At 47.2% G+C, this 20,232-nt stretch carries 21 protein-coding genes; 19 read left to right on the top strand and 2 right to left on the bottom strand.

What is annotated here, in order from left to right:
• Positions 1-2: 2 nt before the first annotated feature.
• The 14 genes from rpmE to T357_RS0108805 all read left to right on the top strand — a co-directional run bounded on the left by rpmE (position 3) and on the right by T357_RS0108805 (position 14,375).
• Positions 3-203: a 50S ribosomal protein L31 gene (rpmE, locus tag T357_RS0108875; protein ID WP_029200738.1), complete on the top strand. Its 201-nt coding sequence runs from the start codon at positions 3-5 to the stop codon at positions 201-203.
• Between the two features lie 174 nt (positions 204-377).
• A complete protein-coding gene (locus T357_RS0108870) occupies positions 378-1,373 on the top strand; it encodes a DUF1385 domain-containing protein (RefSeq protein ID WP_031551202.1) in 996 nt (331 codons plus the stop codon).
• Between the two features lie 47 nt (positions 1,374-1,420).
• A complete protein-coding gene (locus T357_RS0108865; protein ID WP_031551199.1) occupies positions 1,421-2,440 on the top strand; it encodes a N5-glutamine methyltransferase family protein in 1,020 nt (339 codons plus the stop codon).
• Between the two features lie 498 nt (positions 2,441-2,938).
• Positions 2,939-4,018: a peptide chain release factor 1 gene (gene prfA, locus T357_RS0108855; protein WP_031551195.1), complete on the top strand. Its 1,080-nt coding sequence runs from the start codon at positions 2,939-2,941 to the stop codon at positions 4,016-4,018.
• Between the two features lie 159 nt (positions 4,019-4,177).
• Positions 4,178-5,932 carry a glycosyl hydrolase family 18 protein gene (locus T357_RS0108850; protein ID WP_197027324.1) on the top strand — a complete coding sequence of 585 codons (1,755 nt, stop codon included), beginning with the start codon at positions 4,178-4,180 and terminating at the stop codon, positions 5,930-5,932.
• Between the two features lie 106 nt (positions 5,933-6,038).
• The gene (locus T357_RS0108845; RefSeq protein WP_031551188.1) at positions 6,039-7,151 is read left to right on the top strand and encodes an L-threonylcarbamoyladenylate synthase; all 1,113 of its coding nucleotides are present in this window, start codon (positions 6,039-6,041) and stop codon (positions 7,149-7,151) included.
• Positions 7,152-7,155: 4 nt separating this feature from the next.
• Positions 7,156-7,656 carry a deoxycytidylate deaminase gene (locus tag T357_RS0108840; protein ID WP_031551185.1) on the top strand — a complete coding sequence of 167 codons (501 nt, stop codon included), beginning with the start codon at positions 7,156-7,158 and terminating at the stop codon, positions 7,654-7,656.
• 78 nt (positions 7,657-7,734) lie between these two features.
• Entirely contained in the window at positions 7,735-8,448 is a 714-nt protein-coding gene (gene nth / locus T357_RS0108835) for an endonuclease III (RefSeq protein ID WP_031551182.1), read from the top strand.
• 116 nt (positions 8,449-8,564) lie between these two features.
• Positions 8,565-8,816 carry a DUF6472 family protein gene (locus tag T357_RS19150; RefSeq protein WP_044916593.1) on the top strand — a complete coding sequence of 84 codons (252 nt, stop codon included), beginning with the start codon at positions 8,565-8,567 and terminating at the stop codon, positions 8,814-8,816.
• 78 nt (positions 8,817-8,894) lie between these two features.
• Positions 8,895-9,578, top strand: a complete 684-nt coding sequence (locus T357_RS22330; protein WP_044916591.1) for a tRNA (cytidine(34)-2'-O)-methyltransferase — start codon at positions 8,895-8,897, stop codon at positions 9,576-9,578.
• A 196-nt stretch (positions 9,579-9,774) separates the two neighbouring features.
• On the top strand, positions 9,775-11,556 hold the full coding sequence (locus tag T357_RS0108820; RefSeq protein WP_031551163.1) for a hypothetical protein: 1,782 nt from the start codon (positions 9,775-9,777) through the stop codon (positions 11,554-11,556).
• A 162-nt stretch (positions 11,557-11,718) separates the two neighbouring features.
• Positions 11,719-12,051, top strand: coding sequence for an ArsR/SmtB family transcription factor (locus T357_RS0108815; protein WP_044916586.1), 333 nt, complete (start codon positions 11,719-11,721; stop codon positions 12,049-12,051).
• A 41-nt stretch (positions 12,052-12,092) separates the two neighbouring features.
• Complete coding sequence (locus T357_RS0108810) at positions 12,093-12,308, top strand: cation transporter (RefSeq protein WP_029200727.1); 216 nt, start codon at positions 12,093-12,095, stop codon at positions 12,306-12,308.
• A gap of 144 nt (positions 12,309-12,452) precedes the next feature.
• Positions 12,453-14,375, top strand: a complete 1,923-nt coding sequence (locus T357_RS0108805) for a heavy metal translocating P-type ATPase (protein ID WP_031551157.1) — start codon at positions 12,453-12,455, stop codon at positions 14,373-14,375.
• Between the two features lie 417 nt (positions 14,376-14,792).
• Here T357_RS0108805 and T357_RS0108800 read toward each other — a convergent pair whose 3' ends face one another.
• Positions 14,793-15,236 (bottom strand): metal-dependent transcriptional regulator, encoded by a 444-nt coding sequence (locus tag T357_RS0108800; RefSeq protein ID WP_044916583.1) that lies wholly within the window; start codon positions 15,234-15,236, stop codon positions 14,793-14,795.
• 216 nt (positions 15,237-15,452) lie between these two features.
• On the opposite strand from T357_RS0108800, the gene T357_RS0108795 reads away from it, so the two are divergent.
• The 5 genes from T357_RS0108795 (at position 15,453) to T357_RS0108775 (ending at position 19,330) form a co-directional block, all read left to right on the top strand.
• A complete protein-coding gene (locus tag T357_RS0108795) occupies positions 15,453-15,671 on the top strand; it encodes a FeoA family protein (RefSeq protein WP_330373105.1) in 219 nt (72 codons plus the stop codon).
• A 258-nt stretch (positions 15,672-15,929) separates the two neighbouring features.
• On the top strand, positions 15,930-16,151 hold the full coding sequence (locus T357_RS0108790) for a FeoA family protein (RefSeq protein WP_031551149.1): 222 nt from the start codon (positions 15,930-15,932) through the stop codon (positions 16,149-16,151).
• A 13-nt stretch (positions 16,152-16,164) separates the two neighbouring features.
• Entirely contained in the window at positions 16,165-18,333 is a 2,169-nt protein-coding gene (gene feoB / locus T357_RS0108785) for a ferrous iron transport protein B (protein WP_031551146.1), read from the top strand.
• Positions 18,334-18,622: 289 nt separating this feature from the next.
• The gene (locus T357_RS20835) at positions 18,623-18,928 is read left to right on the top strand and encodes a heavy-metal-associated domain-containing protein (protein WP_242840086.1); all 306 of its coding nucleotides are present in this window, start codon (positions 18,623-18,625) and stop codon (positions 18,926-18,928) included.
• 162 nt (positions 18,929-19,090) lie between these two features.
• The gene (locus tag T357_RS0108775) at positions 19,091-19,330 is read left to right on the top strand and encodes a FeoB-associated Cys-rich membrane protein (RefSeq protein ID WP_031551140.1); all 240 of its coding nucleotides are present in this window, start codon (positions 19,091-19,093) and stop codon (positions 19,328-19,330) included.
• A gap of 402 nt (positions 19,331-19,732) precedes the next feature.
• Here the strand turns inward: T357_RS0108775 and T357_RS22170 are convergent, their stop codons facing one another.
• On the bottom strand, positions 19,733-19,816 hold the full coding sequence (locus T357_RS22170) for a putative holin-like toxin (RefSeq protein ID WP_242840089.1): 84 nt from the start codon (positions 19,814-19,816) through the stop codon (positions 19,733-19,735).
• Positions 19,817-20,232 lie beyond the last annotated feature (416 nt).

The raw sequence follows: 20,232 nt of genomic DNA, 5'->3' as shown, positions 1-20,232 counted from the left end.
AAATGAGAGAAGGAATTCATCCTAAGTATTATCAGGCTACAGTTACCTGCAACTGCGGTAACACATTCGTAACAGGTTCAACAAAGCCTGAGATCCACGTAGAAGTTTGCTCTGCTTGCCATTCATTCTATACAGGCAAGGAGAAGTCAGCTATGGCTGCTGGTCAGATCGATAAGTTCAACAAGAAGTTCGGTCTTTCTTAATAAGTCAACAGAAACGGGATTCAAGAGGACGCTTGCTACGGCATGCGTCCTCTTTTCTTGAATAAATAGCTCACTTCGTATACACTTAAAGATACACATATTTTTATAAAGGTTACTATTATGATATTTTTTTCTACACATACAGAAACTACAGAGGCTTCACCCTGTGAAGCTATGGCTAAGGCCCGGGGACAGGTTTACAGCGGAATCGGCGGTCAGGCTGTCCTTGAGGGCATGATGATGAGAAACGGAAAGAGATACTCGGTGGGGGTTCGTAAGCCGGATGGAAGCATCGAGGTTATGGAAGATACTTATATCTCCATGACTGACAGGTTTGCTATCTGCAAAGCGCCTTTTATAAGAGGAATCTTTTCATTTATTGACTCGATGGTGCTGGGGTCCAAGTGCCTGAACTACAGCGCAACATTTATAGAGGATGATCCTGAGGATGCAGATCAGGAACCAAGCAAATTTGAGAAGTGGCTGGATGACACATTTGGAGAGAAACTGGAACCGGTACTTTCCGGAATAGTTATGTTTTTTTCTTTTGTAGTTGCCATAGGTCTCTTCGTTGTTTTTCCTGCTTTTATAGCGAGCTTTTTAAAGCCAATGCTTCCAAGCGAAGCACTTCTCGGGCTTGTGGAAGGCATCATCAGAGTAATATTGTTCGTCATATACATTAAGCTTGTCTCCAGAATGCCGGATATCAGAAGAACCTTCCAGTATCACGGAGCAGAGCACAAGTGCATCAACTGTGTGGAGCACGGACTTCCGCTGACGGTGGAAAATGTTGCTGCCTCCAGCAAGGAGCACAAGAGATGCGGCACCAGCTTTATAGTTTACGTTATGCTTATTTCCATCATGCTTTTCATGGTCATAAGATTTGACAATATCATGTTAAAGCTTGCAAGCCGCATGGTGCTTATCCCGGTGATCGCCGGCATCAGCTATGAGGTACTTCGCATAGTGGGAACTCATGATAATGCTTTGACCCGGATACTTTTCATTCCGGGCATGTGGATGCAGGGACTCACTACTTTCGAGCCGGATAACAGCGAGATCGAGGTTGCTATTGCGGCAGTTGAAAAGGTATTTGACTGGCGTGAATTCGAGAAGAAAACCTTTGGACTGGAATTTCCGGAGGATAATGCTACCGGTACCGAAAATTAGCTTTTCTTCCTGTAACTGTTGGATACAAGGTTATAAGGAAGAAAAATATGATTGATAAAACTTTCAAAGAAATATTGTCAGAGGCAGAAAAGAGACTTAAGGCTGCAAATGTTCCGGACCCGCGTTTTGATGCGCGGGCTCTTGTTATGGATGCCTTTAAGCTGGAAGGATCAAATTATCTTTCTGTCTCAGAGGATAAACCTTCAGATCTTATCCCCCGGTATTTTAAGGATGAGGGGGCGCTGAAAAAGGCGGCAGAGACCTTCGAAGAGAATCTATCGAGAAGAGAAGGAAGGGAGCCACTGCAGCAGATATTGGGATCAGCGTGGTTTTATGGTTTTGAATTCAAGGTCACGAAGGATGTGCTCTGTCCGAGAGCCGATACGGAAACCCTGATCGACACGGTGCTTGGAAACCTATTATATGACAACCTCCCGGCTGAACTCCGGGAGAGAAAAGATCTTGTAGACAGGGTGACAACCGGGAATGAACTCCGGGAGAGAAAAGACCTTGTGGACAGGTTGACAACCGGAAAGCAGATTGTGGAAAAAGAGGACGCTGCGCTGCTGGATCTCTGTACCGGAACGGGATGCATTGCCATAACCCTATGTAAAACGGGGCATTTCAGCAGGGTCGAGGCTGTGGATATCTCGGAAGAAGCATTAAAAATCGCAACATATAACAAAGAAAGCCTTCTGACAGAGGATGAAAAATGCCGGTTCAAGCTGTATAGGTCGGATATGTTCAGTGAGGTAGAGGGCAGATTTGATTTGATCGTCTCAAATCCTCCCTACATCCCCTCAAAGGTGGTGGATACTCTGGAGCCTGAGGTCAGGGAATATGAGCCGAGGATAGCATTGGACGGAACAGAGGACGGACTCAGGTTTTACCGGATACTGGCAGAGGAATCACCGAAGTATCTGAATCCCGGAGGGCATGTGGCATTTGAAATTGGATATGACCAGGGAGAAGCTGTAGCAGAGCTTTTGAAAACGGCCGGATTTCGGGATGTCATGGTCATAAAGGATTACGGCGGAAACGACAGAGTAGTGACAGGGCATTTATAAGGAGCCAATCAGATCTGCATCTGTATGTCAGAGATAAACGGCGAAAAACATGCGTTTATAGAGGAGCCAACTAGATAGAGGGCATCTGTAAGTCAGATATAAAAGTGGGGTTACGGAATGATGTGACAACACAAAAAGACGAAGGTGTTCTTCGTAAAGACTCGTATCTGATATGAAGATGAATGGTACTGATGAAATGTACTTGTGGCAGCAATCAATTGGGGTGGCGCATTACACGCAGTGTTATCGCCGAATGCTTCGTAACGAAGCGGTACGGTGTAGACAAATCTCCTCTAGGTGCTTTCAAGGCTACACGACAAATCACGCAGGTACCGCAAGACCCAGGCTCCTTTAGAGCGTTCGTGGACGCTAGTGAAAAAGACGGGTTCGTACAATTATTGTAAAGCATCGTCACCACGGATTCAATTGTAAATGATAGTTGTCATGATCACATGAAACTATCGAAAAACCACTTTTATAGAGGAGAAAATTATGGATATGTTTGACCGTCTCGAGTCCATATCGAGACATTATGAAGAGATTCAGCGCTTTATGACAGAGCCTGATATAGTAAATGACACAGAAAAATACCTTAAGCTCATGAAGGAGAGCTCCGATCTTGAGACATTGGTAAACACCTACCACAAGTACTGCGATGCAGTTCAGTCGGAGAAAGATGCTCTGGAGATTCTTTCTTCAGAGAAAGATCCGGATCTTCTGGACATGGCGAAGGAGGAGCTTGCCCAGGCGAAGGCAGACCAGCCGGAGCTTATAAAAGAGCTTCAGATCCTGCTCCTTCCGAAGGATGAAAATGATGACAAGAATATCATTATCGAGATAAGAGGCGGTGCCGGCGGAGACGAGGCTGCTCTTTTTGCCTACGAGCTTTACCGCATGTACCTTAACTACTCGGAGCGGAGAGGCTACCGCACTGAGCTTGTTTCTGCCAATGAAACCGGCATCGGGGGCATGAAGGAAGTTGTATTTATTGTCACCGGAAAGGGTGCTTACTCAAGACTTAAGTATGAGGCCGGGGTTCACAGAGTGCAGCGTGTTCCCGTGACCGAGTCAGGCGGACGTATCCACACCTCCACCGCCACAGTTTCGGTTATGCCTGAGGCAGAGGACGTGGATGTAGAGATCAATCCGGCTGACGTAAGGATGGAGGTATTCAGATCCTCCGGTGCCGGCGGACAGCACATCAACAAAACCTCATCCGCAGTACGTCTCATTCACGAGCCTACAGGTATGGTGGCAGAGTGTCAGGAGGAGCGTTCACAGGTTCAGAACCGTGAAAAGGCAATGCGCCTTCTGAGAGCCAGATTATATGAAATAGAGTATAATAAAAAGCAGAGCGAAGCGGCTCAGGCAAAGCGTTCACAGGTTGGTACCGGAGACCGTTCCGAGAAGATCAGAACCTACAATTTCCCGCAGGGAAGAGTTACAGACCATCGTATAGGTCTCACACTCTATTCAATTGATAAGGTACTTAACGGTGACCTGGATGAGCTTCTGGATCCCATCATTTCCGCGGACCAGGCAGCGAAGCTTCAGGAACTGAACAATGAAGTGATTTAAATCCGATGAATGAGCATTCTAAATTCAGAACAGGAAGCAAATACGTTTAATGCACATCTGAAATTAGAACAAGAAACGTAATTATAGACGAGTATATTTACTTTGGGCAATCATATAGACGGATGTCTATGTGAAAGAATGATCAGGGAGAACATCATTTTGGCAAAAGAATTGAAAAGTTTAAAGCAGCGTCGTGAGACCAGAAAGAAAAAAGCGGGAGGAAAAAAAGGCACTTCCTTTGTGGTTGTGTTTATACTGATCCTTCTGGCCTTCGGACTGGTGGGCTACTATATTTACGAGAAAAAGTTTGCGCCCACAAAGGTTCTTGCGGATAAGGCAGCGTACTTCCATGTCAGCGGCGATGACGTGGCATTGTTCCTGAACGAAGAGCAGCTGTTTAATGAAGAAGACAAGCCCGTGACGGCCAGAGCCATTAACGGCGGACTTTTCCTGCCCTATGAGTGGGTTATGTCTGAGCTTAACAGAGGCTTCTACTGGGCAAAGGATGTTAATGAAATCTTTTATACATTACCCGACAGGACTGAGAAATACGGTCTCGGGGATACCCTGGAGGACGGCTCAACGGCCTTTGTCCGTATAGGGGATACCACAGAAGATCTGTACCTGAACATTAAATTTGTTCAGAAATATACGGATATCCGCTACAGCGCTCATCTGGATGACGAGGTGAAGAGAGCCTTCATCTTCAATGACTGGAACCCATACGAATCCTGTAAGGTCAAGGGCAAAGAATCCGTGAGACTTCTCGGTGGAATCAAGTCCGAGGTGCTGACGACGCTTAAGTCAGGAGATGAGGTTAAGCTCCTTGAAGCTATGGAGAACTGGAGCAAGGTTCAGACAAGAGACGGTTACATCGGGTGGCTCAGGAACAATCATCTTTCCGACAAAACCGAGGTAACACCGGAATCTGAGTTTAAGGCTCCGGAGTACACTCATATCACAAGAAATGACGGCTCAAAGGTGGTGCTTGGTTTCCACCAGATAACTTCCACTGCGGCCAATGCCTACATCGACGACATGGTGAAGGGTGTCACAGGCATGAATGTCATTGCCCCCACCTGGTTTATTCTTACCTCCGACGAAGGTGACTTCGACAACTACTGGACCCAGGATTATGTTGATAATGCTCACGCAAGAGGATACCAGGTCTGGGCTACAGTCAATAACTTCGACGGCGGCGACATCGATGAATCAGTATTCTTAAAGAGCACAGAGATCAGGAAAAAGCTTATCTCAAACCTTGTGGATGCTGCGGTGGCCGGAGGCATTGACGGACTAAACATTGACTTCGAGCTGATACCGGAGAGGCTGGGCAGAGATTATGTTCAGTTCATGAGGGAGCTTGCGGTTGAATGCAGGAAGACCGGAATCATTCTCTCTGCCGACTGCTATGTTCCTTACGGCTACAACAGCTACTATGACCTTGAGGAGCTGGGAAAACATATCGATTACGTACTCATCATGTGCTATGATGAGCACTATGCCGGAAGTGATGCGGGAAGTGTTTCTTCCATAAGCTATCTTAATCACGGAATTTCCGAGACCACAAAGATGGTTCCGGCTGACAGAGTGATCATTGCGGTTCCGTTCTATACGAGAATATGGATGACCAATGAAGCAGGCGAGACAAGTTCCGATGCTCTCGGAATGTCGGATGCTCTCGACTGGGTTCAGAACCATGGCGTACAGCTTAGCTGGATAGGCGATGACATCGGCCAGAATTACGGCGAAGTGGTTGAGGACGGTATCACCAAGAAGGTATGGCTTGAGGATCGGCAGTCAATGCAGCTGAAGATCGATGCCATCAAGGAAGCCGGCTGCGGAGGCGTCGGTGCCTGGAAGCTTGGCCAGGAGCCAAACGAGATATGGGAAATCGTAAACATTAATCAATAAGGTGTTAGTCTTCAAAAAGGTTGGGCTTGGCATATGACACGCGGAAGAAAAATAGAAGGTAGTCTGCGTGTCTATCAGATCTGTTTTAGAAGGAGTCTGAGTAACAATGGAAACAATAGTCAAAGGAATGGAGGGGGTTCAGCAGGCCGCGGACATTATAAAACGTGGCGGGCTGGTGGCATTTCCAACGGAAACCGTATATGGACTCGGGGGTAATGCTCTGGATCCTGAGGCAAGCCGGAAGATATATGAAGCGAAGGGGCGGCCTTCGGACAACCCTCTCATCGTACATGTGTCATGTATAGAAGAGGTGGAACCACTGGTGTCGGCATTTCCGGAGGATGCAAAGAAGCTTATGGACAGCTTCTGGCCGGGACCCCTGACCATCATCATGCCGAAGGCGGACATCGTGCCGATGGAGACAACCGGCGGGCTCAACACTGTAGCTATCAGGTGTCCCGAAAACAAGCTGACCCTTTCCTTTATAAAGGCTGCGGGCCTTCCCATTGCGGGGCCCAGTGCCAATACTTCCGGAAAGCCAAGTCCCACTGAAGCGGAGCATGTTCTTCACGATCTGAACGGGCACATAGATATGATCCTTGACGACGGGCCGGTGGGTATCGGAGTTGAGTCAACTATAGTGGATCTGACAGGTGAGGTTCCCACACTTCTGAGACCGGGAGCAATTACAGTGGAGGATCTTTCAGAAGTTCTCGGTAAAACTGTAGAGATTGATCCCGCAATCGTTGCCGGTGGAGTTAAAGAGGGCATACACCCGAAGGCTCCGGGCATGAAGTACAGACATTATGCTCCCAATGCAAAGATGGTGCTGGTTACCACTGGTCTTTTGAAAGAAAAGGACTATGAGGTAAGTGAAGAAGAGAGAAATCTCGCAGACAGACAGGTTTCGGATTGCATCAATGAGCTTGTGAAAAAGGATGTGGAAGCGGGACTTAAGGTCGGGGTAATATGCTGTGAGGAGACATTGGCATACTACGAGAAGGTTTCCGGGGATAAAGCGGATATCAAGGTGCTCGGACACCGGAGCGAGCCTTTGTCCATGACTCATGAGCTTTTCAGAGTTTTGAGAGAGTTCGACGACGACAAGGCAGAACGGATTTACGCGGAAAGCTACAGCGACAGAGGTGTGGGTTTTGCTTTGATGAACCGCATGCGGAAGGCGGCGGGGATGACAGAGATTTTAGCGGAGGAGAAATAAAGAGATGGAAGACAGCGGCAAGAGAAGAGACTACATCACCTGGGACGAATATTTTATGGGAGTGGCAGAGATGTCTGCCCGCCGTTCCAAAGACCCCAACACTCAGGTTGGAGCCTGCATAGTAAGTCAGGACAACAAGATCCTTTCAATGGGCTACAACGGTTTCCCCAAGGGATGCTCAGATGATGATTTTCCCTGGACCAAGATCCATGCGGTGGATGACCCCTATAATGCAAAATATTTCTACTCAACTCATGCAGAGCTCAATGCCATCCTCAATTACCGTGGCGGCTCACTGGAGGGGACAAAAATGTATGTTACATTATTCCCCTGCAATGAGTGTGCAAAGGCTCTTATCCAGGCCGGTATCAGGACTCTTATCTACTATTCAGACAAATATGCGGATACTGACGCCACAAGAGCAAGTAAGAGAATGCTTGATGCTGCAGGAGTGAGATATTATCAGTATCAGCCAACCGGAAGAAAGGTGACATTGGATCTGTGATTTTGCGCCGGTTCAGAAGAATCTGAAAGAATGCGATTAGTTAATGCAATTCTGTGGTCTAGAGCTAAGTGAGGTAATATGTTCGTTAAGGGAGAAAAAAGCGAAGAGAGGGTTTTGAGAGTCCGGAAGCTGATGGAGATTCTGGACAGCACCTATGGTTCCGACCCGCCGGCATTTCTGAAGAGTGATAATGCCTGGCAGCTGTTGTTTGCCACGATCCTCAGTGCTCAATGCACCGACGAGAGAGTCAATATGGTGACGGAGCAGCTGTTTAAGAAGTACCCGGACCTTGAGGCATTTGCGGCAGCAGACCTTTCAGAGCTGGAGCAGGATGTAAAGTCCACGGGGTTCTACAAGAACAAGGCAAAGAATATAAAGGCCTGTGCGGGAGAGCTCCTGAGTCGTTTCGGAGGAGTGGTACCGGATAACATTGAAGACCTCACCACACTTCCCGGGGTCGGCAGAAAGACCGGGAATCTCATTCTCGGACACATTTACAACAAGCCCGCCATCGTTGTGGATACTCATGTGAAGAGGGTTTCCAACAGACTGGGATTTGCGGATTCAAAGGATCCGGAGCAGACAGAGTACCAGCTTAATGACATCGTTCCGGAGGAGTACTGGATAAGGTGGAACACCCACATCATCTCTCTGGGAAGGAACTACTGTAGGTCCGCATCCCCCGACTGTGAGAATTGCATCGCAAAGGAGCTTTGCCCCAGCTGCGGAAACAAGGATATCCTTGAGGCCACCAGAGCGGGAGTCACAAGCGGGAAGAAAAAGAAGAAGTAATAAAGTGACTGAAGGTGCCGCCGAGTTATCCACCGACTGAACTGTTATATATAATGTGAAAAATACTTTTCAGCACTATTCATGCCACCGGCTGAAAGAAACAGAATGGAGTAATTATGTCAGAATGTGAGATGTGTTCAAATTACACTTATGATGATGAATATGATGAGTGGGTCTGTGACGTGGATATGGACGAGGATGATATGGCTCGCATCTGGGGCAGCAGGAATAGGCATTGTCCTTACTGGCATACCAATGACGAATACAGAACTGTTAAACACCAGTCCATAGGTCATCTGCCCGGCTACAGTGATGACGGGCGTTTCGTGGATGACCTTCACGATGAACTTTCAGACGGCGAAGCCTGAGCCACCGGCTCAGGCTTTCTTCACGTAACTGAACTCTTATTGAGAAATAAGTATAAAATATTAGATAAGGAATAATATATGCTGAATATAGTTTTACATGAACCCGAAATACCATTTAATACCGGGGCTATAGGGAGAACCTGTGTTGCGACGAATACGCCGCTTCATCTCATCAGACCCTATGGATTTGTGCTTAATGACAAGTACATCAAGAGAGCCGGTATGGACTACTGGGAGAAGCTGAAGCTTTCGGAGTATCTGGATTATGAAGATTTTCTGGAGAAGCATCCGGAGATTTGTTTTGCCGATGATTTCTTCAGTGAAGAAAATAATGCTTCCAACGAGCGCAGTAGCCGCGCAGAGGGTAATGCTTCCGGCGGGCGCATCAGCTGTGAAGAGGGTAATGCTTCCGGCGAGTGCATCAGCTGTGAAAAGGGTAATGCCTCCTGCGAGTACAGCGGCTGGAGCAAAGAGGTCATCGAAACCCCGAAGCTCTGGTTTGCAACAACCAAAGGCAGAACTGTTTACAGCGATGCGAAGATCGGTCCCAATGACTACATTATGTTCGGAAAGGAGTCTGCAGGGATTCCGGAGGAGATTCTGGTGAAGCATCCTAAGGCCTGCATTCGCATCCCTATGTGGGGAGAGATGAGGTCACTGAACCTCAGTAATTCTGTGGCGATACTACTTTATGAAGCCTACAGGCAGAATAACTTCATGGACCTGAATAGAGAAGGGGAGCTCCACCGTTTGCACTGGTAAGAAGCCGCAAGCTGTGAGATAATCAGTTATAAGAGTCTGAAACATTTTTTCCTGTTTTGGGGACAGAATAAATCCTTTCGATTATGAAGGAGCGGCAGAATGATTTCAGACTGTGTTATGAGCCTATCAGATATGAATCTGTATGTCAGATATTGAGGCTTAAAATTCAGCGTTAACAGACGAGGAGTATGAGGGGATGCAGCAAAACCTGTACGGGGAAAAACCCGACAGACAATTTAAAGGTGGGAATCCACGGAAAAAGACCGGGAGGGGCAAGATTATCGTAGGGATGGTCGTTCTTCTTTTGGTCATTCTGGGCGCCGGATTTTACCTTAGTGACTCTCAGTTACTGATAAAATATCTGAGAAAACAGAAGGACATAGAATCGGTGGATGAGCTGGATCTGCCGGCCTCCATTGAGAATCTCATAAACGAAGAAACGGAGCAGCCGGAGGAAAACATTGATCCCGAAAAGGATACGGGATGGGTACAGCGAGACGGTGAGTGGTACTATCTTGATGAGGATCACGAACCTCTGACAGACCAGTGGATCGATGATATTTACTACGTGGACGAAGACGGAAAAATGCTTAAGGATACTGTCACACCCGACGGCCGAAGTGTTGACAAAAACGGAGAAGTCATCAGCATGACGGGTCAGGCCTACGGCGCTTATTATAATGAGATCCTGAAGCTTGAGAAAAAGCTGGGGAAGACCGGAGTGAAGAGTTCCGATGTCAATGCTCAGGACGCTGACAAGTACCATGACATAACGGGAATCGGGCTTATAAAGCTCATTGATTTTAACCGTGACGGACTGGATGAGATGCTGGTGGGGTATCTTGATCCCAAGGAGGAGAAGTATCACTTCAGGGTGTATGGTTACAGAAATGAAGAGCTGGTGAACTATGTTGACGATGTTATGGGTGGCAACGGAAACCCGATGGTCTATTCGGTTTCCACGGAGACTCTGAATGGGGGCGAAGAGTATGTTGTTGCCCACGACGGCATTAGCAAACACAGAATTTACGGGTTTGATGCCGATGGTGAGTTCGGAAAAGTAAAGGATATCGGTCTCCGGGAGATTGACGGAAAGCCGGCCAATGATTCCGAGGTTGCAAGAGTCACGGATTTCTGGATTTCTTATGGCGAGGCTGTCTATCCCATGACGGTGCTTACGGACTACTACGAACGGATCGGCGAGATTTACGAGTACCGAAAGGCAATGAGGATAGAGGCCAACAATTCGGGCAAGCGGAATGATGTTATCGAGAGGAATCCGCAGGACTATCCCGATAAGGCGAAGGAGTACACTCCCCGGGATCTGGTGGAGGCCGTATATGAATTCACTTCTGATCCGGTCATGGATTACATTTACGATGATTTCAATGGCGACGGTTCCAAGGACATGGTGGTCATGACTGTGTCATATGATCATTTTGAGGCGGAGGAGGGGCAGACCAATGCTCCCGACGATAAAGAAGAGGGAGCCGATGCTTTCTTCGATAACGGCTACAACTATCACGCGGAGTGGTGGTTCACGGATGGCTACGAGACTTATAAGTTTTATGATTTTTCGGCACCGGTCATGACGGGACTCAGGCTCTATCGTATCGAAACGGACAGGGGCATCCAGTTGGCTGCCACCATGTACTGGCGGGATACCATTATGCCGGACTACCAGATGGGTTCCGTTGTCAACAATGGCCGCACGCCGTATATGATAGACGCCTACGGTACTACCGGCCGCACCACCGGCACCGAAAGCACGGGTATCATTTTCAGGTTCTCGAAGGATGAGGGTGAGGTTATGCTGTTCGAGGAGGAGGGTTACAACTTCTCGGTTCCGAACAAGAACCGTATAGAGTATGAGCACGCGGAATACAGCATTGGCACCGACGGCACCACGTGTGAAAATGTCTCATACGGCAGTCTCAGGTATGACGCGGAGGAGGATTGCTGGATGACAAATAAATAATAAGTCACTGCCATCAGATCATTAAATCCGGTGGCAGTTTTTTTGTTGCCGAAAGATATATTGACAAAAGCAAAACATATGATAATATATTCATATGAATAATGATTCATTTGAAAATTGCTCATTTGTAGCTGAGGCAGCGTGTAAAGGAAAGAGGTGTAAATGTCCGGAGATTACAGTAGTGACAATATAAATCATTTTATACAGAATGTTTCGGAAGATGAGCTTAGCGACCTGGCGGAGCTTTTCAAGATCTTCGGAGATTCCACCCGCATAAAGATTCTTTACGAGCTTTTTCAGGGAGAGAAGAATGTTACGGAAATCTGCGATGATCTCGAAATGAATCAGTCCGCCATATCTCATCAGCTGAAGATTCTGAAGACCAGCAAGCTTATCAAGTCGAGACGAGACGGAAAAGCGATGTATTACAGCCTGGCGGATGACCACGTGAAGATGATCATTGCAATGGGCAAAGAGCATATAGAAGAAGATTAAAAAACAGGATGTGATATAAATTAAAGAAACGGAGACATGTTATGAAGAAGAAATTCAAGTGTGAAATCGATTGTGCAAACTGTGCGGCAAAGGTTGAGGAAGCTGTAAAGAAGCTTGAGGGTGTTAATGATGCAAAGGTTAACTTTGTCATGCAGAAGTTTACTCTCGATGCCGATGATGAGAAGTTCGATGACATTCTGAAGCTTGCCATCGAGACAGGAAAGAAGATCGAGCCGGATTTTTCTGTTGAGATTTGAGAAAATACTACTAAACCACCGGAGATGATTCTTTCAGAACCGTCTCCGGTGGTTAATTTATATCGATATTTCATTATGGAGAACCGTCACCGGTGGCGGTAACCGTCCCCGGTGAATAACTGACAGTAGAGGAATTACTGACCTATGGAAAAGAAACTGAAAAAGGAACTGAATAAAATCCTCGCCGGCATCGCGGTGTTTTTCCTGATGCTGATAGTTGACAAGACAGGCCTTTGCCCTGTGGTCTTTGAGAACAAGCTGTACAGCTTTGTTCTGTACCTGATCCCCTATCTCATGAGCGGCTATCCGGTTGTGAAGAAGGCGCTTCTCGGAATCAAAAACCGGCAGCCCATGGATGAGTCCCTGCTCATGACCATCGCCACGGCGGGAGCATTTGTCACAGGGGAGAATTCCGAAGCCGTAGCAGTTATGGTTTTCTATCAGGTGGGCGAGTGGTTCCAGAAGTATGCAGTCGGAAAGTCCAGGAGAAGCATTTCTCATCTTATGGAGATAGTTCCGGAGGAGGCTCACGTGGAGCGGGAAGACGGAACTGTCGAGACTATCGACCCGGACGAGGTTGAAGTCGGGGATGTTCTCATCATCAGGGCCGGCGACAAGATACCGGTGGACGGCGAAGTGCTGAGCGGAGAGTCACTTGTGAATACCGCGGCATTGACGGGTGAGCCCGTGCCACGAAGTGTGAGAAAAGGCGACCAGATTATATCCGGCTGTATCAACGGCGACGGACTTCTGAAGGTTAGGGCGACAAAAGCCTTCGAGGATTCCACGGTTACGAAGATCCTGGAGCTGGTTGAGAATGCTTCCGAAAAGAAGTCAAAAACCGAGAATTTCATCACCAGATTCGCCCGGGTTTACACCCCCATCGTGGTGTACTCCGCCATTGCCCTTGCGGTGCTGCCGTCACTGATCACCCATGATCCCGCAACCTGGTTCTACCGCGCCTGCACATTCCTGGTTGTGTCCTGCCCCTGCGCCCTCGTGATCTCCATCCCCCTTTCCTTCTTCGGAGGCATCGGATCCGCCAGCGCAAGCGGAGTTCTCATCAAGGGCTCCAACTACCTTGAGCTTCTCGCAAAGCTTAACACCGTGGTTTCCGACAAAACCGGAACCCTTACAAAAGGAAACTTCAAGGTTACCGGCGTCGAGACGGCAGCAGGTGTTGACCGCGCCGAGGTTCTGAAGGCAGCCGCCCTTGCCGAAGGCATGAGCAACCACCCCATCGCGAAGTCCATTCGCGAAGAGCTCAGCGAGGAACTGCCGGAGTTAACATTAAACACCAATCTCGTGACGGATGTTGATAATGTCACCGGCCGGGGTCTGGTGGCCACCGCCGAAGGGAAAAAGATCTACATCGGAAACGACAAGCTCATGGACTCCATCGGTGTCACCTATGCCAATGTCACCGACCCGTCAGCAACCGTTTCCTATGTTGCTGTATCGGAAGGCGAGGGTGTCAGGTATCTCGGTGCCATACTCATCAAAGACGAAGTGAAGCCTGAGGCAAGGGAAGCCATCAGAGAAATGAAGAGTGCAGGAGTCGAGAGCATTGTCATGCTCACCGGCGACAGAAAAGAAGTGGGAGAAGCAGTCGGAAAAGAGCTGGGGGTTGACCGGACCTTTGCGGAGCTGCTTCCTCAGGATAAGGTTTCAAAGGTTGAGGAACTCATCGGGGCTCTGGATCTGAAGGGCCACAAGGACGGCAAAGCGGAACTTGCCTTCATCGGAGACGGAATCAATGACGCTCCGGTTCTTGCAAGAGCCGACATCGGAATCGCCATGGGTTCCATCGGATCCGACGCAGCCATTGACGCAGCGGACGTTGTCATCATGGACGATGACCTGCGACGCATACCCACAACCATCCGCATCGCCCGCCGCACCGTGAGCATCGCGATGCAGAACATTACCTTTGCTCTCATCGTAAAGCTGGTTGTACTGATCCTCGGCGCCCTCGGCATCGCCAACATGTGGGCCGCAGTTTTCGGCGACGTCGGAGTCTCGGTTATTTGCATATTGAACGCCATGCGACTTTTGAAGAGAGAATAATGGTAAATCAAACTCAAAAAATGGACTGTAGCACCAGAAACATTTCCGGTGTTACAGTCCATTTTGATTTGAATTAATTTTAGAATCAATAAATTGACTCATTTTGAGCAATAGTAAAACAGTAGTCATACATTATGTTTGTAGATATGACTCAGTTTGTGGATTATAAGATTTTGAATCATTCTGTAAAAAATCGATGTTTGACTCACTAGAAGATATCTGAAAATTGAGGTCAAAAAAACTTAGCGCTTGAATTGACTCATATCGATTATTACTGAAATGTAGGTCAATTTATTTCATTAAAATGGTTGACTCAATTTTAAGATATTTAAAGTGCGGTCATAGAAACACTCCATGATATTTGACTCACCCGGGGAATTAAATGTTTTAAGTCATATTGGCTATGATATTTTATGTTCATTTATTGAAAAACGGCTTCGTCTGCTGAAACTCTAGGATTGTGTCAAGTTCCGGAACTCCTTCCGGGTGAGACTTCAGGTAGTACTCCTTGATGCGGGCGAATGTCTCCGGGCTCAGCACATGCTCGATGCGGCAGGCATCCTGACCCGCAGTGTAGGCGTTAACGCCCATATCCACAAGAAGATTCGTTATGACAACATGCTTCTCGTAAGTGCCCTTGGCGATGGACATGCCGGCATCTGTCAGTGTAATGTAGCCGTTTTCGTCAACAAGGATCATCCCCTCCTCGCGAAGACGCTTCATAGCTACAGATACCGAAGGCTTTGAAAAACTCAGCATGTTAGCTATATCGATGGAACGAACCACCTTATGATCCATGGAAAGCATCAGGATACTCTCCAGATAGTTCTCGGAAGATTCGTGGGTTTCGTAAGCTTTCATAGTTACCACCTTTCAATTTATAAAAATTTTATAAAATACATAATTTTTACTATTAGTAATACCTAACTTTAGTTAGTCGTGACTATTGACTTTTGAGTTAGTCAATGCTAATTTTAACATGTATTTTAGTAATGTAAAGTGTCAGGGATGAAGTATCATCAAATGCACACCATCTTTTAAATAATTTGGCGTGTGTCAATTGACAGGGAGGTTTATATGTTGCCATTATCCATGGTCGGGGCAGGCGGTAAACATTTGATTGCGCGGGTGACCGGAAAAGAAGACATGAAACAGCATCTTGCGGACCTCGGGTTTGTGCCGGGGGAAGAGGTTCAGGTCATTTCAGACACCGGGGACGGCAACATCATCGTCAATATCAAAGAGACCAGGCTCGGGATAACAAGCCAGATGGCATCAAAAATAATGGTTGAATGATAAAACGATCGGATATCAAGGCGATAACCGGAATTAAGAAATCAGATGGCATCAATGATAATGGTCGATTGATAAAACGATCGGATATCAGAGCGATAGCCGGAATGAATAAATCATTGCATCAGCAGGTTATTTGACATTTGTCAGATATGTTTTCCAAATGTCAGGTAGCCATTTTTTACGCGATACAGGTTAGCGGATACTAACAAAAGGTAATCATGACTAACTTTATCATATAGATTCAAAGGGGGAAGTTTAATGAAAACACTAAGAGACATTCCTGTTGGGCAGTCATCAACAGTCCTGAAGATCCACGGAGAGGGAGCTCTCAAGAGAAGGATCATGGACATGGGCATCACAAAGGGGACCGACATTCAGGTTCGCAAGGTTGCACCGCTGGGGGATCCCATCGAGATCACAGTGAGGGGCTACGAGCTCTCAATCCGAAAGGACGATGCAGACATTTTAGAGATGGCTTAAAGGAGGAAATATTATGGAAATCAAGGTTGCATTAGCCGGTAACCCTAACTGCGGCAAGACCACACTGTTCAATGCTTTAACAGGAAGCAATCAGTATGTAGGTAACTGGCCGGGCGTTACTGTAGAGAAGAAGGAAGGTAAATTAAAAGGAAACCGTGAGGTCACAATCCAGGATCTTCCGGGAATCTATTCCCTTTCCCCATATACACTTGAGGAAGTTGTTTCCCGTAATTACCTCGTTAAGGATAAACCTGACGTGATCCTTAATATCATCGACGGCACAAACATCGAGAGAAACCTTTACCTCACAACCCAGCTTGTGGAGATCGGAATCCCCATGGTCATCGCCGTAAACATGATGGATGTTGTCAGAAAGAACGGCGATAAGGTAGACATCAAGAAGCTTTCACAGGAGCTTGGCTGCAAGTTCGTTGAGATCTCGGCACTCCGCGGCGAAGGCATCGACGAAGCTGCAAGACTCTGTATCGAGGCTGCAAAGGAAGGCAAGAAGGCAAATCTTCCTTCAGTATTTGAAGGTTCAGTAGAGCATGCCATCGCCCAAATCGAGGAGCACCTCGAGGGCAATGTTGACGACAAGAACCTTCGCTGGTTTGCAGTTAAGGTATTCGAGCGCGATTCTGTGGCGCTGGAGCAGCTCACTCTCGATGAGACTACAAAGAAGGACATCGAGGCACACATCGCGGACTGCGAGAACGAGCTTGATGACGACGCCGAGTCCATCATCACAAACCAGAGATATACCTATATCAAGAAGCTGGTTGACGGAGCCGTAGTCAAGAAGAGAAAGCCGGGTGAGCTTTCGCTTTCAGATAAGATCGACCAGATCGTTACAAATCGAATCCTCGCACTTCCGATTTTCGTAGTGGTAATGTTCCTGGTTTACTATGTTTCGGTGACAACATTAGGCACCATCGTTACCGACTGGACCAATGATGTACTTGTAGGTGAGTGGATCCAGCCCTTCTTTGAGAACATCCTTACCAATGCCGGCGCCTCCGACTGGGTAATTTCCCTGGTGGTTGACGGTATCATCGGCGGCCTGGGTGCACCCCTCGGATTTGCACCTCAGATGGCCATCGTATTCTTCTTCCTCACCATCCTTGAGGACTGCGGATACATGGCGAGAGTAGCATTCATCATGGACAGACTTTTCAGAAGATTCGGTCTTTCAGGAAAGTCCTTCATCCCGTTCCTTATCTCATCAGGCTGCGGCGTTCCGGGCATCATGGCAACCCGTACCATCGAGGAAGAGAAGGATCGTCGAATGACAATGATCACCACAACCTCAATCCCCTGTGGCGCTAAGCTTCCGGTAATCGCTGTTATCGCCGGCTACCTCATGGGCGGAGCATGGTGGTTCGCACCGGCAGTTTACTTCGGCGGAATCGCAATGGTCATCATCATGTGCATCATCATGAAGAAGACCCGCATGTTCGCAGGCGACCCGGCACCATTCGTTATGGAGCTTCCCGCTTACCACATTCCGACCGCGAAGAATGTATTCCTCCATGTTTGGGAGAGAGTATGGGCATTCCTCAAGAAGGCCGGAACCATCCTTTTCCTCTGCTGTGCAGTCATGTGGTTCCTTGGAGCATTTGGTATCGTGGACGGAACATTTATGCTTGTAGAGGATGTTGAGAGCTCCTTCCTTGCCTCCATCGGTAATGCCTTCGCATGGATGTTTGTTCCTGTAGGTTTCGGCAGCTGGCAGGCAGTTGCAGCATCACTTTCAGGTTTCGTAGCCAAGGAAGGTCTTGTAACTACACTTTCGGTTGTATCCTCGCTCGGAGAAGAGCTTGAGGAGTATGATGAAGCAATGAATGTTGCATTCCAGGCATTCTTCCCATGCAGCATGGCAGCAGTTTCATTCCTCATCTTCAACCTTTTCGATTCACCTTGCCTTGCAGCCATCGCTTCCATGGCAAAGGAAATGAACAGCAAAAAGTGGTTCTGGTTCGCCATCGCATACCAGAATGTTAATGCTTACCTTATATCACTCATGATCTACCAGCTTATCGGATTCATGGTTGGACAGGTTGCCTTCAGCGTATTCACAATCGCTGCAGTAGTTGTACTTGCAGGTTATCTGTACCTCCTTTTCAGACCGGATCCAAACGCAAAGAGAGTGGTTACAGGTGTTACCCCGGCAGCAGCGGCGTAAAGCGGAGATACTTAGTATTAATTCGTACTAAGCAGTGAAAGTCGGAGAAGCCCGTAATTAAATTGAACCGGTAAAAAGCTATATTTCTACATTAAAACAGGTCGGAGCTTAGGCTTCGGCCTGCTTTTGACAGGTTATCTACCGGGGACGGTTCTCGCCGGGAACCGTCCCCGGTGGATGACCTGGTGGATTTTTGGAGAGAAAAATGACATCTAACATTACTGTGAATCGGACAGATATGATTGTTCTTTTCATCTTGGGGATTTTGTTTATAATCGGAGTTAGGATAGTGATCAACTTTTTTAAAAAGCCGGAAGCTCCGAAGGACCCGCAGTCTTTGGACAGTATATGCCGGTCCGGAGACAGGATCACTGTGACTATCGATGGCATGATGTGCGGAATGTGTGAGATACATATAAAGGATGCCATCAGAAAGGCCATCCCGGATGCAAAGAATGTAACCGCATCTCATGAATCCGGTAACGCAAACTTCACACTCAGTAAGTCTGAGAGCGTTAGTGATCTCATGGCGGCCCTCCATGAAACCATAGACCCGGAGGGATACCGCATCCTTGGACTTACAACAAAGAACTAAACGACGGAGAATACCGGATGGTACCGGCGAGTTATTCATCGGGGACGGTTCTCGCCGGTGAGAACCGTCCCCGATGGATAAGATCGGCAGGGAGTCCCATTATCTGAATGGCATTGGAACCAATCCCGGGGGATATCCCGTATATAGAAGGAAAGGTCACATATGGCAGATTTTATAGTTATTGCAATACTTGTTTTAGTCACAGTATTTGTTATCAGGAAGCTTTACAAAGACTACAAGAAATACGGAACCTGTGCCGGCTGTGCTGAGGCTCAGCTTGGTCACTGCGATCACGTAGGACATAAGGAGCTTGACGAAAGACGTGCCGAGCTTGATAGGCTGAAACTCAATGAAGTTCAGAAGGCAATACTGGCGAAGCATGCAAGGGATAATAAGAAATGAAAATGGTAACAGTTCAGCCAGGATGCCTTATTTTCGCAGTGAACAAGGCATTACATTGACCCATATTCCGGTTACCAGCATTTGAGTCATCCTGAATGGCAGTAATAATGACTCAATTTCAGGTAATCAGGATTTAGGTCATCCTGAATGGCAGGTTACATTGACTTATATTCTGAATTCTGAGTTTTAAGGTCAATCAGTGGTTCCAATAACTCCGGATGGTGGGGAAAAGAGCCGACCACGGTCTTCGCGAACCATTGCCGGCTGAACTGTTGCTGAAAATGCCTGTTGAAATATATTGAATATTGATTTACTATAAAGATGTAAAAAGTGCTTGCCGATAGACGGTTAGCCCTTTAGTAGGTGATTAAAAATAACCGCCCATTGATAGGCTGAGGGCGGTTATTTTTTTGCGATCTTATAAACAAGACCAATGATAGCTACAATCAGAATCCCAAACTGGAATAAATCAGAATAACTCACCATGGCGCCCTCCTTTCTTTCTGAAGGGACTTACAAAATGCCCTTCGTGATGAAAGGGCTAACCGCCTACCGCTTTGGCAAGCACTGATTGGGATTGTAACATAAGGAGCAGAATAAGCATATTGTCTATTTTCCGACTACATTCCGGGATGATTAAAAATCCCGTTGACGATATATCTTTTTGCTGTTAGTATCTGATTGAAAATACGTGAAACAGAGATGTTTTACAAATGATTTTATTGATTGAGTAGCCTGTGGCATGCAAAGGTTCCCGGGGGGACTGGATACATGAAAGATGGGCCCTGATTAGAAAGGTCAGGAGGACTCAAATTTTATAAGTATTTAGCGGTATCTTATAAGGCATTGCCGATAATCAGGATGCCCGGCACTTAATATGGCGAGAGTGCGGGTGTTGAGAT

Source organism: Oribacterium sp. FC2011, assembly GCF_000701645.1.
Taxonomy (GTDB): Bacteria; Bacillota; Clostridia; order Lachnospirales; family Lachnospiraceae; genus Oribacterium.
This window is presented reverse-complemented; position numbering and strand designations above follow the sequence as displayed.

What these genes read in the sequence shown, in the direction of transcription:
- rpmE (WP_029200738.1), top strand. Translation starts at nt 3, where the DNA reads ATGAGAGAAGGAATTCATCCTAAGTATTATCAGGCTACAGTTACCTGC.
- T357_RS0108870 (WP_031551202.1), top strand. Translation starts at nt 378, where the DNA reads ATGGCTAAGGCCCGGGGACAGGTTTACAGCGGAATCGGCGGTCAGGCT.
- T357_RS0108865 (WP_031551199.1), top strand. Translation starts at nt 1,421, where the DNA reads ATGATTGATAAAACTTTCAAAGAAATATTGTCAGAGGCAGAAAAGAGA.
- prfA (WP_031551195.1), top strand. Translation starts at nt 2,939, where the DNA reads ATGTTTGACCGTCTCGAGTCCATATCGAGACATTATGAAGAGATTCAG.
- T357_RS0108845 (WP_031551188.1), top strand. Translation starts at nt 6,039, where the DNA reads ATGGAAACAATAGTCAAAGGAATGGAGGGGGTTCAGCAGGCCGCGGAC.
- T357_RS0108840 (WP_031551185.1), top strand. Translation starts at nt 7,156, where the DNA reads ATGGAAGACAGCGGCAAGAGAAGAGACTACATCACCTGGGACGAATAT.
- nth (WP_031551182.1), top strand. Translation starts at nt 7,735, where the DNA reads ATGTTCGTTAAGGGAGAAAAAAGCGAAGAGAGGGTTTTGAGAGTCCGG.
- T357_RS19150 (WP_044916593.1), top strand. Translation starts at nt 8,565, where the DNA reads ATGTCAGAATGTGAGATGTGTTCAAATTACACTTATGATGATGAATAT.
- T357_RS22330 (WP_044916591.1), top strand. Translation starts at nt 8,895, where the DNA reads ATGCTGAATATAGTTTTACATGAACCCGAAATACCATTTAATACCGGG.
- T357_RS0108820 (WP_031551163.1), top strand. Translation starts at nt 9,775, where the DNA reads ATGCAGCAAAACCTGTACGGGGAAAAACCCGACAGACAATTTAAAGGT.
- T357_RS0108815 (WP_044916586.1), top strand. Translation starts at nt 11,719, where the DNA reads ATGTCCGGAGATTACAGTAGTGACAATATAAATCATTTTATACAGAAT.
- T357_RS0108810 (WP_029200727.1), top strand. Translation starts at nt 12,093, where the DNA reads ATGAAGAAGAAATTCAAGTGTGAAATCGATTGTGCAAACTGTGCGGCA.
- T357_RS0108805 (WP_031551157.1), top strand. Translation starts at nt 12,453, where the DNA reads ATGGAAAAGAAACTGAAAAAGGAACTGAATAAAATCCTCGCCGGCATC.
- T357_RS0108800 (WP_044916583.1), bottom strand. Translation starts at nt 15,236, where the DNA reads ATGAAAGCTTACGAAACCCACGAATCTTCCGAGAACTATCTGGAGAGT.
- T357_RS0108795 (WP_330373105.1), top strand. Translation starts at nt 15,453, where the DNA reads ATGTTGCCATTATCCATGGTCGGGGCAGGCGGTAAACATTTGATTGCG.
- T357_RS0108790 (WP_031551149.1), top strand. Translation starts at nt 15,930, where the DNA reads ATGAAAACACTAAGAGACATTCCTGTTGGGCAGTCATCAACAGTCCTG.
- feoB (WP_031551146.1), top strand. Translation starts at nt 16,165, where the DNA reads ATGGAAATCAAGGTTGCATTAGCCGGTAACCCTAACTGCGGCAAGACC.
- T357_RS0108775 (WP_031551140.1), top strand. Translation starts at nt 19,091, where the DNA reads ATGGCAGATTTTATAGTTATTGCAATACTTGTTTTAGTCACAGTATTT.
- T357_RS22170 (WP_242840089.1), bottom strand. Translation starts at nt 19,816, where the DNA reads ATGGTGAGTTATTCTGATTTATTCCAGTTTGGGATTCTGATTGTAGCT.